At 61.3% G+C, this 15,005-nt stretch carries 17 protein-coding genes; 6 read left to right on the forward strand and 11 right to left on the reverse strand.

What is annotated here, in order from left to right:
* The first annotated feature begins 161 nt into the window (after positions 1-161).
* Positions 162-767: an MlaC/ttg2D family ABC transporter substrate-binding protein gene (locus tag P3T17_RS08395; RefSeq protein WP_074266926.1), complete on the forward strand. Its 606-nt coding sequence runs from the start codon at positions 162-164 to the stop codon at positions 765-767.
* Positions 768-1,359: 592 nt separating this feature from the next.
* Positions 1,360-1,581, forward strand: coding sequence for a hypothetical protein (locus tag P3T17_RS08400; protein ID WP_074266927.1), 222 nt, complete (start codon positions 1,360-1,362; stop codon positions 1,579-1,581).
* A gap of 36 nt (positions 1,582-1,617) precedes the next feature.
* Here P3T17_RS08400 and hpnH read toward each other — a convergent pair whose 3' ends face one another.
* Both hpnH and ispH read right to left on the reverse strand, forming a co-directional pair.
* On the reverse strand, positions 1,618-2,769 hold the full coding sequence (gene hpnH / locus P3T17_RS08405; protein ID WP_074266928.1) for an adenosyl-hopene transferase HpnH: 1,152 nt from the start codon (positions 2,767-2,769) through the stop codon (positions 1,618-1,620).
* Between the two features lie 10 nt (positions 2,770-2,779).
* Positions 2,780-3,724, reverse strand: a complete 945-nt coding sequence (gene ispH / locus P3T17_RS08410) for a 4-hydroxy-3-methylbut-2-enyl diphosphate reductase (protein WP_074266929.1) — start codon at positions 3,722-3,724, stop codon at positions 2,780-2,782.
* A gap of 295 nt (positions 3,725-4,019) precedes the next feature.
* Here ispH and hpnC point away from each other — a divergent pair, with 295 nt between their 5' ends.
* Together hpnC and P3T17_RS08420 are read left to right on the forward strand one after the other, a co-directional pair.
* Positions 4,020-4,886, forward strand: coding sequence for a squalene synthase HpnC (hpnC, locus tag P3T17_RS08415; RefSeq protein ID WP_074266930.1), 867 nt, complete (start codon positions 4,020-4,022; stop codon positions 4,884-4,886).
* Positions 4,886-6,061: a glycosyltransferase gene (locus P3T17_RS08420; protein ID WP_429287407.1), complete on the forward strand. Its 1,176-nt coding sequence runs from the start codon at positions 4,886-4,888 to the stop codon at positions 6,059-6,061. Before hpnC ends, P3T17_RS08420 begins: the two co-directional genes overlap by 1 nt.
* 88 nt (positions 6,062-6,149) lie before the next feature.
* Here P3T17_RS08420 and P3T17_RS08425 read toward each other — a convergent pair whose 3' ends face one another.
* Together P3T17_RS08425 and hpnA are read right to left on the reverse strand one after the other, a co-directional pair.
* Complete coding sequence (locus P3T17_RS08425; RefSeq protein ID WP_429405998.1) at positions 6,150-6,680, reverse strand: hypothetical protein; 531 nt, start codon at positions 6,678-6,680, stop codon at positions 6,150-6,152.
* 102 nt (positions 6,681-6,782) lie between these two features.
* Complete coding sequence (hpnA, locus tag P3T17_RS08430) at positions 6,783-7,793, reverse strand: hopanoid-associated sugar epimerase (protein ID WP_074266933.1); 1,011 nt, start codon at positions 7,791-7,793, stop codon at positions 6,783-6,785.
* Between the two features lie 155 nt (positions 7,794-7,948).
* Here hpnA and P3T17_RS08435 point away from each other — a divergent pair, with 155 nt between their 5' ends.
* Positions 7,949-8,245, forward strand: coding sequence for an acylphosphatase (locus tag P3T17_RS08435; protein WP_429287405.1), 297 nt, complete (start codon positions 7,949-7,951; stop codon positions 8,243-8,245).
* A 44-nt stretch (positions 8,246-8,289) separates the two neighbouring features.
* Here the strand turns inward: P3T17_RS08435 and egtD are convergent, their stop codons facing one another.
* Together egtD and P3T17_RS08445 are read right to left on the reverse strand one after the other, a co-directional pair.
* Complete coding sequence (gene egtD, locus P3T17_RS08440; protein ID WP_074266935.1) at positions 8,290-9,258, reverse strand: L-histidine N(alpha)-methyltransferase; 969 nt, start codon at positions 9,256-9,258, stop codon at positions 8,290-8,292.
* A gap of 501 nt (positions 9,259-9,759) precedes the next feature.
* On the reverse strand, positions 9,760-10,299 hold the full coding sequence (locus tag P3T17_RS08445; protein ID WP_429287404.1) for a DUF962 domain-containing protein: 540 nt from the start codon (positions 10,297-10,299) through the stop codon (positions 9,760-9,762).
* 104 nt (positions 10,300-10,403) lie between these two features.
* On the opposite strand from P3T17_RS08445, the gene P3T17_RS08450 reads away from it, so the two are divergent.
* Entirely contained in the window at positions 10,404-11,120 is a 717-nt protein-coding gene (locus tag P3T17_RS08450) for a Crp/Fnr family transcriptional regulator (protein WP_429406000.1), read from the forward strand.
* Between the two features lie 127 nt (positions 11,121-11,247).
* On the opposite strand, the gene P3T17_RS08455 is transcribed toward P3T17_RS08450, so the two are convergent.
* The 5 genes from P3T17_RS08455 to P3T17_RS08475 form a co-directional block, all read right to left on the reverse strand.
* Positions 11,248-11,643, reverse strand: a complete 396-nt coding sequence (locus P3T17_RS08455; protein ID WP_429406002.1) for a hypothetical protein — start codon at positions 11,641-11,643, stop codon at positions 11,248-11,250.
* A gap of 281 nt (positions 11,644-11,924) precedes the next feature.
* Positions 11,925-13,094: a glycosyltransferase family 4 protein gene (locus P3T17_RS08460; protein WP_074266939.1), complete on the reverse strand. Its 1,170-nt coding sequence runs from the start codon at positions 13,092-13,094 to the stop codon at positions 11,925-11,927.
* A gap of 369 nt (positions 13,095-13,463) precedes the next feature.
* Positions 13,464-13,724: a hypothetical protein gene (locus P3T17_RS08465; protein ID WP_429406004.1), complete on the reverse strand. Its 261-nt coding sequence runs from the start codon at positions 13,722-13,724 to the stop codon at positions 13,464-13,466.
* A complete protein-coding gene (locus P3T17_RS08470) occupies positions 13,717-14,469 on the reverse strand; it encodes a DNA/RNA non-specific endonuclease (protein WP_429406006.1) in 753 nt (250 codons plus the stop codon). The genes P3T17_RS08465 and P3T17_RS08470 overlap by 8 nt, the downstream gene beginning before the upstream one ends.
* A 145-nt stretch (positions 14,470-14,614) precedes the next feature.
* Positions 14,615-14,974 carry a DUF3564 domain-containing protein gene (locus P3T17_RS08475; protein ID WP_074266942.1) on the reverse strand — a complete coding sequence of 120 codons (360 nt, stop codon included), beginning with the start codon at positions 14,972-14,974 and terminating at the stop codon, positions 14,615-14,617.
* Positions 14,975-15,005: the final 31 nt, after the last annotated feature.

Below are 15,005 nucleotides of genomic sequence, written 5' to 3' on the forward strand. Positions count from 1 at the left end.
CTGTCACAGATGGCGTTTTTGGCATAAGGGCATAAGTATACCGACGTAGGGCCAATTGGCTCAGGTTGTGGGGCACGGACGAAGCACCAAAATCGGTATACTGGCTTTCAGCGTGGCCCAGTGGGTCATCCAGTGGTCATATTTACTGTCCTGATGAGCTTATGAAACGTTATCTGTCTGCTTTTCTGGCAGCGGCGGTGGTTTCCACCGCGGCTTTTGCGCAAACCGCGCCTGACGCGGTGGTAAAGAATGCTGTTGAAGGCACGGTCAGCGCGATGAAGGCCGACCCGCAGGCGCGCGGCGGCGACATGGGCAAAATCACCCAGGTGGTGGTAACACATTTCGTGCCTGCAACGGACTTTCAGCGTACGACGCGGATTGCTGTGGGCAAGGCGTGGACGACGGCATCGCCGGAGCAGCAGAAGCAGTTATACGAGCAGTTTCAGACGTTGCTGGTGCGGACTTATGCTGCTTCATTGGCGCAGTTAAGGGATCAGGATGTGACGTTCAAGTTCGCTCCTGCGAATGTTGGCGCTGGCGGTAAGGATGCTGTTGTGCAGTCGCACGTGTTGAGCAATGGCGGGGATGATTCGGTTGGGTATCGGATGGAGAAGACCGATTCCGGTTGGAAGGTTTACGACATCGATATGATGGGGGCATGGTTGATTCAGGTTTATCAGACGCAGTTTGCAGATCAGCTCGCTAAGGGTGGGGTTGATGGGCTTATTAAATTTTTGACTGAGCATAATGCTCGGAGTGCGGGATAGGGCTTTGGTTTTTTTTGCCTGCGGCGCCTTGGTTTTTTGGTTTTACCGGGGTGTTGGCCTTTCCTTGCTTTGTTATCGGTCTATTAGCTTCGCCCCTGTGCGGGGCGGCACTTACTTTCTTTGCCGCCGCAAAGAAAGTAAGCAAAGAAAGCGGGCTTGCAACCGCCAGTCTGTAGGTGTCCACCACTGGCATGAAGCCGAAGTGGTCCGCGCACGCAATGTGCCCTCACGCCACCCCCGTTAGTGACAAGGCAGTCATCCGTTCCAGCGTCGCGCTACGCGCCCCGCCGTTGGGCATAACGCCCTTCTCATGCTCTGTAGGGATGCTGACTATGTTGGGTGGACCTGTTTGGTGGACTGAGAAGTTCCTTCACCTCGCGTCCGGGAGCGGCGGAATGTGCGGCGTTCTTTGCGTTCCAGCGACCCCCGCCTTCCTTTGCAAACCCATCCGCGACGCACGTAGTGCGGAGTGGGGTGGATGAGTGCTTTGTCACTAAGTGTGGTGGTGCGAGGGCACGGTGCGTGCGCGGACCGCTCCGGGTTAGCTTGAGTGGTGGACACCTAAAGGCTAGCGGTTGGAAGCCCGCTTTCTTTGCTTACTTTCTTTGCGGCGGCAAAGAAAGTAAGTGCCGCCCCGCACAGGGGCATCGCTAATAGACCGATAAGACAGCAAGGAAAGGCCAACACCCCAGTAAAACCAAAAAACCAAGGCGCCGCAGGCAAAAAAAGCCCCGCAAAGAGCGACAAAAAAAGCAAAAAGCGCACCGTCAAAAACCCGATGCGCTTCAAGCAACAACTAAGCGGAAAACAGTAAAACCAAGCCCCGCGAAGGGCCCCAAAGCGGGCAGCTTTAATGAGCCGTAGCAGTCTGGACCTTCTTCCCCTTACCAGCGCGCCCAATCTCCTCAAGCTTGATCTCGACATGCCGCGAGAAAACAAACTCAGCAGGCCTTTGCTTATCCAGAGGAAGATCCTTGGCAAACGCGCCTGAAGTCTTAGGCCCGCGCAGCGAAACCCCAAGAGCCTTCAGCGGATGGGTAACCGTATCCATGACGGCGGTAGCCTCAAACCCACAGTGCACCATGCAGTCAGCACACTTCTCGTAGTTACCCGTACCGTACTTCTCCCACTCCGTCGTCTCCATCAGTTCCTTGAAGGTCTTCACATACCCTTCGCCGACCAGATAGCACGGCTTCTGCCAGCCAAACACCGTACGCGCCGGATTACCCCACGGCGTGCACTGATACGTCTGATTACCGGCCAGGAAATCGAGGAACATCGCCGACTGGCTAAACGACCAGTTCTTGCCGTTGTTGCCGCGCTTGAAAATCTCGCGGAACAGATGCTTCGTCTTGTCGCGGTTCAGGAAGTGCTGTTGGTCCGGCGCGCGTTCATACGCGTAGCCCGGCGAGACGGTGATGCCGTCCACGCCCATTTCCTTGACCGTATCGAAGAACTTGGCGACGCGCTCCGGCACAGCGTCGTTGAACAACGTGCAGTTGATGTTCACACGGAAACCGCGGCGCTTCGCTTCCTTGATCGCGGCCACTGCCTTGACGTACACACCCTCTTGCGACACCGAGTGATCGTGCGCCTGCTCGTCGCCGTCCAGATGCACCGACCACACGAAGTACGGGTTCGGCTCGTAGTCGTCCATCTTCTTTTCCATCAGCAGCGCATTCGTGCAGAGATACACGAACTTCTTGCGCGCGATGATGCCCTTCACGATCTGCGGCATTTCCTTATGCAGGAGCGGCTCGCCGCCTGCGATGGAAACGACCGGTGCGCCACACTCGTCCACCGCGCCCAGACACTCTTCGAGCGACAGACGCTGGTTCAGAATAGGATCCGGATAGTCGATCTTGCCGCAGCCATTGCAGGCAAGGTTGCAGCGGAACAGCGGCTCGAGCATCAGCGCCAGCGGATAGCGCTTATTGCGCGACAAATGCTGACGCATGATGTATGCGCCAACCCGGACTTTCTGGAGCAACGGAATAGACAAGGTGTCCTCCTTAAACTTCGCGTGCGGCGAGTGGTTGCGTCAACTTCGACGGCAACTTGAATTCAACTTTCTCTTCTCGGCCAGCCATCGTCGTAACGTCGACAGGCCCCAATGCGCGTAGCGCATCGATTACGTTTTCAACCATTTCCTCAGGCGCCGAAGCGCCCGCTGTGATGCCGACCGTCTGCACATTCGCAAACCACTCCGGCTTCACTTCCGAACCGTCCGCCACCAGATAGCTCGGTACGCCCGTCTCGCTGCCAATCTCGCGCAGCCGGTTCGAGTTCGAACTGTTCGTTGCGCCCACCACCAGCAATACATCAACCTGCGTGCTCAACTCGCGCACCGCCGCCTGGCGGTTTTGCGTCGCGTAGCAGATGTCCCGTGTGTCCGGACCCACAATGTTCGTGAAGCGCCGCTGCAACGCGTCGATGATGCCGCGCGTGTCGTCCACCGACAACGTCGTCTGCGTCACATACGCAAGCGGCGCGTCCTGCGGCAGATCCAGGTGCGCGACCTCGGCCTCGCTCTGCACCAGCAATACCTTGCCGGGGATCTGGCCAATCGTACCTTCGACTTCCGGATGGCCCGCGTGGCCGATCAGGATCAGCGTGCGGCCGGCGCCCACGTATTGACGCCCCTGCACGTGCACCTTGGTGACGAGCGGACAAGTGGCGTCGAGCACGTCGAGGCCGCGTTGCTCCGCGGCGCGCTCGACGGTCTGAGCCACGCCGTGCGCGCTGAAAATCGCCACGGCGCCTTCCGGCACCTCATCGAGCTCTTCGACGAACCGCGCCCCTTTCTGACGCAGGTTGTCGACCACGTGCCGATTATGGACGATTTCGTGACGCACATAGACCGGTGCGCCGTGTTGCTGCAACGCGCGATCGACGATTTCGATCGCCCGGACCACCCCCGCACAAAAGCCACGGGGTTGAGCAAGGATGACTCGCATAGGCTGCCGAACTCCGACTGACGCTGGTTTCGATGAAGTCGGTAAAAACGACTTTGTCGCCGCGACCATGATATTAATTGATGTCTTAAACCAGCGTTAAGCCGGTAGACGAAAACCAAACGCGCATTCTAACGCTATCGGGCTTGCTTTGCTCTGGCCAGGGCCGGGTCGAGTGGGCTGTAAGCGCCGTGCCGCAAGATTTGCGCGCTGCAGTCCCAGTGCGGAACCCTTAAACTATGTGGCCCTGCGGTGCATGCTTACAACCGCATTACCGAATGGATTCGAGGCTCGTTGCGTGGAAGCCGACCACTACGAAAACTTACCGATCGCCGGCGCATTGCTGCCGAAGAGGTTGCGGACCCCGGTCGGCGTGATCTATCAGGTTGCCCGTACGGCCGCTGACATCGCCGAGGAAGGCGACTGGAGCGCCGCCGAGCGTCACACGCGCCTCGCCGACTTCCGGGCCGGTCTCGACGCCGTGGCAAGCGGCCGGATGGCGCCGGTTCATCCGCTGCTGTTCGGCAAGCTCGCTGGCGTGGTTGCACAGTATAAACTGCCGCTCGCACCGTTCTACGATCTCGTGGCCGCGCTCGACCAGGAGATCGACACCACCCGCTTCGCTGACCGGTCGGCTCTGCTCGACTATTGCCGCCGCTCCGCGCACCCGGTGGGGCATCTGATGCTGCATCTGTTCGGCGCTGCGAGCCCGGCGAATCTGGCCGACTCCGACACGATCTGCACGGCGCTCCATCTGATCAATTTCTGGCAGAACGTCGCGATCGACTTCAAGAATAGCCGCGTCTACCTGCCGCAAAGCGACCTCGCGCGGTTCAATGTCAGCGAGTCGCAAATCGGCGGCGGCGTGGTCGACGATAGGTGGCGCGCGTTGATGGCTTATGAAGTGGCCTACGCCCGCGCAATGCTGGTCCGAGGTGCGCCGCTCGCGCTGCGCATTCCAGGGCGCGCGGGAATCGTTCTTTGCGGCATCGTCCATGGTGGCTTGCGCATTCTGGAGCGCATCGAGCGGGCGGGCTACGATGTGTTCCGCCATCGGCCAGCGCTCGATGGCTTCGACTGGTCTGTTGTCACGGCGCGCGCGCTCGCGATGTGGCTGTCCCGGCGCGTCAGCGTGCGCGCCACTTCGATTGAGGGCAACGCGTAATGCAGGTGGTTCTGTTCGTTCTGTCGTGTCTTTCGCTGCTGATCTGGTGTGTGCTGCTGTTTTTCCGCGGCGGCTTCTGGCGCGCGCGTCCCGCGGCTCCGCTCGCGACCGCACCGCGCGACGCATGGCCGGCGGTCGCCGCCGTGGTACCGGCGCGCAATGAAGCCGATGTGATCGCGCAGGCGGTCGGTACGCTGCTCGCCCAGGAATACCCCGGTCCTTTCCATGTGATCGTAGTCGACGACCACAGCACCGACGGCACCGCCGACGCCGCTCGCGCGGCCGCGCTGCAGTTGCAGTGCTCCGACCGCCTCACGGTGCTGACGGCCAAGCCTTTGCCGCCGGGTTGGTCCGGCAAGGTATGGGCGCAGTCGCAGGGTATCGAGGCGGTGCGCACGCTGGGTCTGCCGGCCGACTTCCTCCTTCTGACCGACGCCGATATCGGCCACCCCACCGACGCCGTCACGCAGCTCGTTGCGCGAGCCGATGCGGAGAAGCGCGACCTGGTCTCGCTGATGGTGCGGCTGCGTTGCGATTCGCTTTGGGAGAAGGCGCTGATCCCGGCCTTCGTGTTTTTCTTCGCCAAGCTGTATCCGTTCTCGTGGGTCAACAACCCGCGCAACAAGACCGCGGCGGCGGCCGGCGGCTGCATGCTGGTGCGGCGTACGGCGCTGGAAGAAGCGGGCGGTATCGAGTCGATCCGCGGCGAACTGATCGACGATTGCAGCCTTGCCGCGCGTATCAAGCATCGCGGTGAGGGGCGTCATCCGATCCGGCTGGATGTGGCGGCGCGCAGCGTCTCGCTGCGTCCCTACGACAACTCGGGCGAGATCTGGAACATGATTGCGCGCACGGCGTTCACGCAGTTGCGCTACTCGGGATGGTTGCTGGCAGGCACGCTGGCGGGCATGACGATCATCTACCTGATCCCGCCCATAGCGGCACTCTTGCTCGGGCCGCTGGACTGGCCCGCCTGGCTCGCCTGGGCGGCGATGTGCTGCGCGTATGCGCCGATGCTGCGCTACTACGGCCGCTCGCCGCTGTGGGCTCCGTTCCTGCCGCTGGTGGCGCTGTTCTATGTCGGCGCGACGTTTGCGTCGGCCGTGCGTTATTGGCGCGGAAAGGGCGGTCAGTGGAAGGCGCGTGTGCAGGCGCCGGTGCAACAGGACCGGTGAGCGCAGCAGCGGACTGGATGCCGCGCGGCGGTACCTGTTGGCTCACCGCCACGCCGCATCAAGGCAAGCGTCTCACGCCGCTGTCACCTTACCGTTGCGTAAGCAGCGCGTACATCTGAATGACGTTGGCCGGCGAGAACGTGAACGGCACCCAGCCGTGGCCGGTATGCCGCACGATCAGCAGGCGGTCACCGTTCGACTGTTTCTGTACCGCCATGACCGGGTTGCGGGTCGATGCGAAGCGCCAGCCGGCTGGCACGCCCATCGGCGGCTCGGGCGTCATCGAAGCGCGTGCATTCGCCAGCTCCTCGATCAGCTGACCCACCTGCTCGGGATGCAGCGAGACGGTCTTGCCGGCGATCGTCATCGTGATGACGTTCTGAGCCGGACGGCCAATTGAAAGAGTGGGCTTCTCTTCAGCAGCTGCCTCTTGAGCTGACGCGTCTTCGCTTGCCGAAGCCGCTGTTGGCGCGACTTGCTCAGCCTGAGGCGCGGGCGCCTGGGACGCTGCGTTTGCTGCGGATGTCTCGGGGATGTTCTGGGCCTGCGGGGCCACGACAGCCTGAATGAGCTGAGCGACGCCCACTTCAAGCGCGCCGAGCTGTTCGTGAAGGTTCATGCGAGGATTCTCTGGTAAGACCCGCGATTTTACCTGTTGCGCGCGGGCTTTAACCCGCCGCGGGTCGCGCGACGTTGTAACAAAGTGCGTGCGGGTCCGGCCTCACGCCTTCAGATACCCCGCCTGCCTGAACCACTCGAGCGCATCGGCCAGACCCTCGCGGTAAGGTCGTGCGCGATAACCGAGTTCGCGTTCCGCCTTCGCGGACGTGAAGTACATCTTGTTCTTCGACATCTTCAGACCGTCGACGGTCACAAACGGTTCTCGCTTCGTGATTTTCGCCACCGCTTCGGCGCCCATCGCCAGCGGATAGAGCGGCCAGCGCGGCAGGCTGATGGTTGGGGCTTTGCGTCCAGTGAGCGCGGCGATATCGGCGAGCATCGCCTGCAGCGGCAGGTTCTCGCCGCCGAGGATATAGCGCTCGCCGATCTTGCCGCGTTCGAGCGCGAGAAAGTGGCCGGCCGCGACGTCGTCGACGTGCACGAGGTTCAAGCCGGTGTCCACGAAAGCCGGGATCTTGCCGAGCGCCGCCTCGACGATGATGCGCCCGGTCGGCGTGGGCTTCACGTCGCGCGGGCCGATGGGCGTCGAAGGATTGACGATCACTGCGGGCAGGCCGTCTTCGGCAATCATCCGCTCGACCGCGCGCTCTGCCAGCACCTTGCTGCGCTTGTACACACCGATCGCCTGCTCGGCCTTGAGCGGCGAAGTCTCGTCGGCCGACTGGCCGGAGCTCGTGACCTTCAGCGTCGCCACGCTGCTGGTGTAGACGACGCGCTCGACGCCTTCCTTCAGCGCCGCACGCATGGTCGCCTCGGTGCCTTCCAGATTCGAGCGTTCGATCTCGCCCGGGTCCGGCGCCCACAAACGGTAGTCAGCCGCGACATGTAGCAGATAGCGCACGCCGCGCAGCGCGGCGCGCATCGACGCTTCGTCGCGCATGTCGCCCACGACGATTTCGGCATCGAGCGCTTCGACATTGCGGCGCGGACTGGTGGCGCGCACCAGCACGCGCACCCTGAAACCTTTCTGTTGCGCAATGCGCGCCACCGCCGAGCCGACAAAGCCGGAAGCGCCGGTGACGAGTACGAGATCGCGATTCTGATCCATCATTCTTTTTCAATTCCCTGCATGGCGGTCGTCGGATTGTACGTGGCGCGTGCAGAGCGTGTCGCATTGCGCTGACTTCTTACGGGTGATGCCGTGCAAGCAATCTCGCCACGAGACGACTAGAATGCCCGCTTGAAAGTTTGCTTTGAGAGGACGGCATGACAGGCCCGGATCTGGATTCGCGGATCGAAACGTATTACGTGCGGGTGCGCGGCGTCGTGCAGGGCGTGGGTTTTCGCCACGCGACGGTACGCCAGGCACACGCGCTCGGTATCAAAGGATGGGTGGCGAATCTCGACGATGGCTCGGTCGAAGCCATCTTGCAGGGAACGGCCAATCAGGTCGACCGGATGCTCTCGTGGTTGCGCCATGGGCCGCCGGCCGCCCGCGTGAGCGAAGTGGCCGGCGAAGAGCGGTCAACGGAAAAGCGCTACGAGCGCTTCGAACAGCACTAGGCTGAGCGGTCGCGGTTAAGGGTGGTTACCAGGCCACCCGTTTCTTACCGTGCGACCAGCAGGCTCTCGGCAAATCCCCACTCCCGCTCGACCCACTGATGACTGCACGCGAAACCGGCATCATCGGCGATCGCGTGGACTTCCTCAGCGCGGTACTTGTGGCTGCTTTCGGTCCAGATGGTCTCGCCTTCTTCCAGCGTCACCGTCAGTTGCGCGGCCCGGACATGCGCAGTGACGGCGCGCCGTGCGCGCAGATGCATTTCGATGCTGCGCGCGTCGGGATTGAAACGCGCCACGTGTTCGAACGCATCGAGCGGGAAGTCGCCGCCCAGTTCGCGGTTGATCCGCGCGAGCAGGTTCAGGTTAAACGACGCAGTGACGCCAATCGGATCGTCGTAGGCCGCGACCAGCACGGGGATCGGCTTCTCGAGATCGGTGCCGAGCAGCAACGCGTCGCCGGGGGCCAGCATGCTGCGGATCGAACGCAGGAAGCGTGTTGCCGCGAGGCGGCTGAAATTGCCGATCGTGCTGCCGAGAAACAGCACAAGCAGCCGTTCGCCCGAAGCGCGCTTCTTGCTCACTTCTGCGAGGCCCGCCAGATAGTCGCGCTCGTAACCGACGATCGAAATGCGTTCGATGTCGCCCAATTCGCGCCGACATAATTGCAACGCAGCGCGCGAAATTTCAATCGGGAAGTACGAAGTGGGGCGCTTTTTACACAGCGCTTCCAGAATTCGGCGCGTTTTGCGGCCGCTGCCGCTGCCCAGTTCGGCAACGGTGACGTCGTGCGGAAGTTGCTCCACGATCTCCGCTGCGTGCTTTGCGAGCAGTCGTTCTTCGGCGCGCGTCACGCCATATTCGGGCAGCACGGTGATCACTTCGAACAGCGCGGAGCCGACTTCGTCGTACAGGTACTTGGACGGTAACTCCTTTTGCGGCGCGTGTGTGAGGCCGGCGCGGACTTCATTGGCGAACTCGGGCGAGACTTCATGCGATAGGGCTGGCTGAGTCATGCTTGCTCCAGTTTTCACGTTCTTCTGACGATTATCTGTCTGGGTAGAGTGTTCACGGGCGCGACACGGGAGGCGTCGCACGCGTCAGGAAGGAGCGGACCGTGGGTCCGCATGGACGGCGATTTAGCCGGGCTAGCCGGGGTGATCAAGCAAGAAGCGCGCTTGCACGCTGTTACGCGGCGGCGCGCCGTGTCATTGGCGCAATGGTGGATCGGCCTACGCGTGAAGTTATGTTCTAGTCCATCGCAGGCCATCGCGCACGAACTAATTATGCGCGGAGGCGCCTGGTTTTGCTGGCAACGCGTCTGGCGTCCAGGAGGCCGGCTCGTGGCACGGGAATCATCAAATTGAAATGAAGCTTGCGTATCGGCGTGATGAGCGGAGTTGCGGTGCGTGCCAGCGCAGTTCGCACGACGCCGCCGGGCATTCCGTCCGATGAATGCCCGCGAGGCGGGAAGATTGGCATCGCGACGAAACTGGCATCGCGTTTGGGTGTCAGCGTCAATGATGCGCGGCGGCGCGGTCCGGGTTGATGCGGGTCGGGCCCACTTCGGCTTCGATTGCTTCGCGTAGCGCAGGACGCCAGCCGAATTCAAACAGCGCTTCAGCTAGCACGAACAGCGGGCCGATCAGCAGGCCGATGACATCGTCGACGAAGGCCGGCTTACGATGCTCATACGCCATGTGACCGACGAACTGAAACACCCAGCCGACGACGAATAGTCCTATACCGCTGGCCAACCAGGTGAGCGTGGATTGCGCGGCGAGCCATTGACCACAGATGAGGCAGAGTGCCGAGAAGATCGCCATCATCACGCCCAGCGGCACATCGAGCACGAGGTAGTAGAGCGTGCCCCCTACCAGCATCACCCACGCGGGCGAGAGCTGCAATGGCAGCGCGGCAAACACCCACGCGGGGCGGCTCGACAACACTGCGAGCGCCAGCACGATCATCGGAATGCCGATGAAATGCGTGGCGATGTTGCGCCGGTCGCGGTGGTAGGCGGCGTACTGGGTCAGTTGTTGGGTCAGCGTTCTCATGGGTGCCGTTCCTGGATCAAAGCCATCATAATCGCGCTCAAGCGGTTCTGAAACCTTCGGGTAGCCGACAATCACCGCACTCCAGTCCAGCATGGTGCCAGCCTATGAGTTCGCCTTCGCCCCTGAATGATCCGCTTGCGACGCTCGAACGTAGCGCGTGGTTCCGTGCCGCGCCCGAAGCGTTGCGCACACAACTGGTTCAGCTAGGTCGCGTTGAGCGTCTGCAGACAGGCGAGCGGCTCTTCAGACGCGGGGATCCTGACGACGGCCTCTACTGCGTGCTGGATGGCCTCATGCGCATCAGCGCGGCGAGCTTTGCCGGTAAAGAAGCACTGCTTGCGGTGATCGAACCGGTCAACTGGTTTGGCGAAATCGCGTTGTTCGACGGCCGCGAACGCACGCATGATGCATACGCCGAGCGCGAGTCCGTGCTGTTTCATTTGCCGCGTGCGGAACTGGCTGGGCTGCTCGAACGTGCGCCGCAGTACTGGCATTGCTTCGGTCTGCTGTTGACGCAAAAGCTGCGCCTCGCGTTCGACGCAATTGAAGAGGCGGCGCTGTTGCCGGCGGCGCAGCGCATCGCGCGTCGCTTGCTGCTGATGGCGGGTGGCTACGGCGAACCGGGTGTTTTGCGGCGCGTGCTGAAGGTGCCACAGGAAGATCTCGCGATGATGCTGGCGTTGTCCCGCCAAACCATCAACCAGATTCTTAAGCAGTTCGAAGCACAGGGTGCACTGCAACTGCGGTATGCTGAAATAGAAATCGTCGACGTCAAGATACTCGCGGCGCTCGCCGATCCTCATGCGAATCAACGTTCGTAGATTCAATCATGTGCGATCGCCCTACGTAAAAGCAAAAAAGGCGAGTCCGTAGACTCGCCTCCCCAACGGCATATTCGGCTTCGACTATAAGACCCCGGCGGCCGGATTATGTCGGCGACCGATCACCCTAGTTGGTTTTGGTAGCGTCGGTCTTTGCGCCGTCTGCCTTCACCGGCGCAGTGCTGGCCTCCTTGCTGCTATCCCCTGCGGCCTTTGTTTTTTCGGCATTGGCAACCGAGGCGTGCTTCTTCTTGCTGACCTGATGCGCCTTGGTCTTTTGCGTGTGAGTGGGCGCGGTCTTTTTGGCGTGAAGCTTTGCTTCGGTCTTTTCGGTGGAAGCGCTGTCTTGCTTCTTCGAGATGTCGGTCTTCGCTGCGTCCTTAGACGCCGCGCCGCCAGCTTTGAGATTTGCCTGGCCAGCCGCTTGAGTTTGTTGATCGCCTGACATCGCCGGTGCAGCGGTTTGTGCAAACGCCGTCGAAACGAGCAGGGTGGAAGCGAGGGCAGCAAGAATCATCTTCATGGTTTAACTCCGTGTGTCGCGGCTGAAAAGGTTCAGCGCTGCCGGTTTAACGCTAGCCGGATCACAGGAGTTGACGCTGCTCTGGTGACAAAACGTAACGACGGAAACAATCGCTTCTCACGGACGATGCGTAAGCGTCGAAGCTCACGCATATGAAGATTTAAGTTTTCCTTAAGAAATGTGAGAGGCGAGTGTGCGTACGATGTGAAGCACGCTCGTGACCATGACGCCGGAGCGTGGCAACACTTGATTAGATATGCTGACCGGTACCGGCGTGTTGCTCAGAACTTCTCTATGGCGTCGCGGTAGACTCCCGCGATTTGCGGCGCGATCACGGAGTGGTCGAAGTGCTTGCGCGCGTAGCGGCGGCATGCGTCGTGGCTCGGGGTGAGGCGTACGCCGAGTAGCGCATCGGCGATACCGCCGCCAAGCGCCATGTGGTCTCCGGACTGCACCACCAGATCATCCGATAGTGGCGCCACGGCGTTCGCAGCGCCGCCTTCGGAGGTCACCAGAACCGGCGTGCCAGTCGCCAGCGATTCAATGGCCGTCAGCCCGCAGTCTCTCATGTTGACGGTCGGCACAACCGTGAGGTCTGCCGCGCGGTAATACTCGGGCAAGACGTCATCCGATACGAAGCCGGCGAGCCGAACATGTTCCTCAAGACCGCGCGCGATGATGCGCCCGTAAAGCCGGTTTTGCTCGGGACCCATGCCGGCCATCACCAGAAGTACCTCGGGCACACTCCTCTTGACGATAAAGATCGCGTCGACCAGCTCGTCGAGGCCGATGCCCGGGACCAACGGCCGCGCGCACAGCAGAATCGGCCGGTCGTTCGGCAGACCGAGGCGCTTACGCGCCTGCCTTTTGGTGAAACGTAACGCAAAGCGCGAGGTGTCGACGCATCCTGGCACCACGCTAATCGCTTCTTCCGGCACCTGGTAGCGCCTGTGCAGGACGTCACTGGACTCCTGCGACAGCACGATATGGCGAGTAGCGCCGCCGTACACCATGCGCTCGAGGCCGTAGCGTATCGGCCCTAACAACGCGGCCCCGCGTTCGGTCCTATGTTCGTCGACCCAGGAGCCGTGAAAATGCACGACACGCGGTATCTTGCCGAATTTGCCCAGGGTCGGCGCAGCCTGTGACGCAAAGTGCAACGCAACCACGTCAGGTTGACGCACCGGTTCAAGCGCGCCTTTAGGAGGGGCGCGGCGTAAAAGTTTGGCTAGGCTCGCCTGCGCGTTCGCGAACGTCTGCACGATGGCGTTCGATGGCGCGGTTGAAACGGGCAGCGGTGGGAGCACCGGCGACTCAGCGCTCGGATCGTGTACGTTGACGCCATGACTGGGCAGTGCTGCGGCCAGGGTCTGGAGCATCCGGTCGAGACCATCGGCCCTGGCCGACGGACGGTGCATGCCAATCTGCAAGGAATCAATCGGTTCGCTCATGATGGCGCTCGCGCTAACGATTGCGCGACTGCAGCGCAAATGTTTTCCGGTACGAGACACGTACGCTTCTGGAACGAACGGACACCAGTGCCGTATTTCCGGCTACCCGGATTGCCTACCTGCCCGACGTCCACGAGGAACTGCGGATCTTTCCGATTCATGACTGCCCCTGCGGCTTGTTTGGTGCGGCGCGCCCGGTTCAGGCAGCGCTAAGTCGTTGTGCGTGCACGGTACGTCTGCAAATCGCGTATTTCTGTGTGCTAGCGCACCCAACGCCTGGCAGGAGGCTAAGGTTCTTACAAATTGTTACGATGTCGATCGTCTTATCGGCTGCTTTGGCCTGACATGGCCGGTTTCGCCAGAAATCCGTCAATTGAATGGATTGTCGGTGACGGCGGGTTTTGCGTCCGGTTCGTCCTTGATCCGCTCAGGTAAATGAGCTTGGGCCTGCAATGTTTCGACAACCCGATCCAGCGCCTGCTTCAAGGCAAGCGCAGCCTGCAGACCGCGTCGGTCTTTGGTCAACTCGAGCGTGCCGCTCAGCGTGACACGCGTCGTACCGTTGCTGACGGTCAGCGCGTCGCCCTCAATGTTGAGTACGTCGTTGTCGTTCTCGAATGCGTTAAACACCTTTGAGTCCTCCTGGTCGTTGATCCTTCAGTGACTCGGGAATGCCTGGAAAGCGGATCCCGCTCATCGTTTCGAGTTCGTGCACGGTTTTGATGTCGTAGCGATTCGTCGAGATGTTGTCGACCACCACCGCGAATGCCATCTGCCTCGACGGCACATACACGACCTTGAACAACTGCGTCGGCACGAAGACTCTCGTGGGTCCGATGGTTTGCAATTGCTGGCCATTGAACATCGGGCCGGTCACGACATAGGTGTCGTCGTAGCGGAAGGCGATCCCACGTACCGAGGTTTCGATGCGCGCCCACAAACGCTGATTGTTCTCGCGATTCTGCGGTACGACATTCGCCAACGTAAACGACTGTGCCATTGCCTGCGGATTCCAACGGTTCCCGGCGGGACTCATGTGACCACGGTCATAGCCACTGCGCTTGTAATCGTCGAGGGTCGCGCCCTCACCATCCGGCAGACGTGCGTCCGGAAAAAACTTGTTGGTGCGCACCATGTCCTGCGCGGCATCCATATGCGCACGGGTCAGATGTTCTGCAGACCAAAGCGGTCCATGCGTGATGCCCGAATGCAAGACCGCGAAGTCGGAGTAACAGAGCATGCGCGTCTTCGGTGCCATCCTCGCATTGGCCAGTACGGGCCATTGCGCGTTGGGCGTGAAGTCGGTGCAGGAGGAGGGTGCAGCAATCGCGTGAGCCGCGACGGCGAACAACAGAGAGGCAAACCACTTCTTCATGGGTGAGGTATAGGACGAACGAGGGGGCAAAAGTATAGCGTCGTGCGTGAGGTTCGCGCGAGCAAACCGACGCATCGACGCGTGGGATCAGAAGTGACGCGAAGCAACAGAAACAACAACCCGGCCGCTCAACCCAAACTCAGCCCTAGCTATCGAACACCCGATGTTCCGCGCGCGTGGGCTGACGATCGACAGCTTGCAGACGCCAGTAACCATTAGTGGGCGCACGCGCCGGCACACACGTCCACGCGGCCGATCCCTGCGCCGAGCTGACGCGTTGCTTGCGGTCCACGTGCAGTCCGCGCAGCGTGCAAAGCGGTGCGTCGGTGCTGGGCGCGCAGAGTGTCGTGACGCCGTCGGCGTCGCGCAGTTCGCCCCAAGGGGGCAGATCGATCCCTTGATGCGCTTCTCTCGACCACCGGCGCTCATCGGTGTCGAGCCATAGCACAGCGTAATCGTGACTGACGGTGGGATCGGAACCGTTGATGAGAATGGTCAGGCGCATGGCAGTTCCGTTTACAGAGTGCGAAGTATCG

Source organism: Paraburkholderia sp. GAS82 (assembly GCF_050436285.1).
Classification (GTDB): domain Bacteria; phylum Pseudomonadota; class Gammaproteobacteria; order Burkholderiales; family Burkholderiaceae; genus Paraburkholderia; species Paraburkholderia phenazinium_B.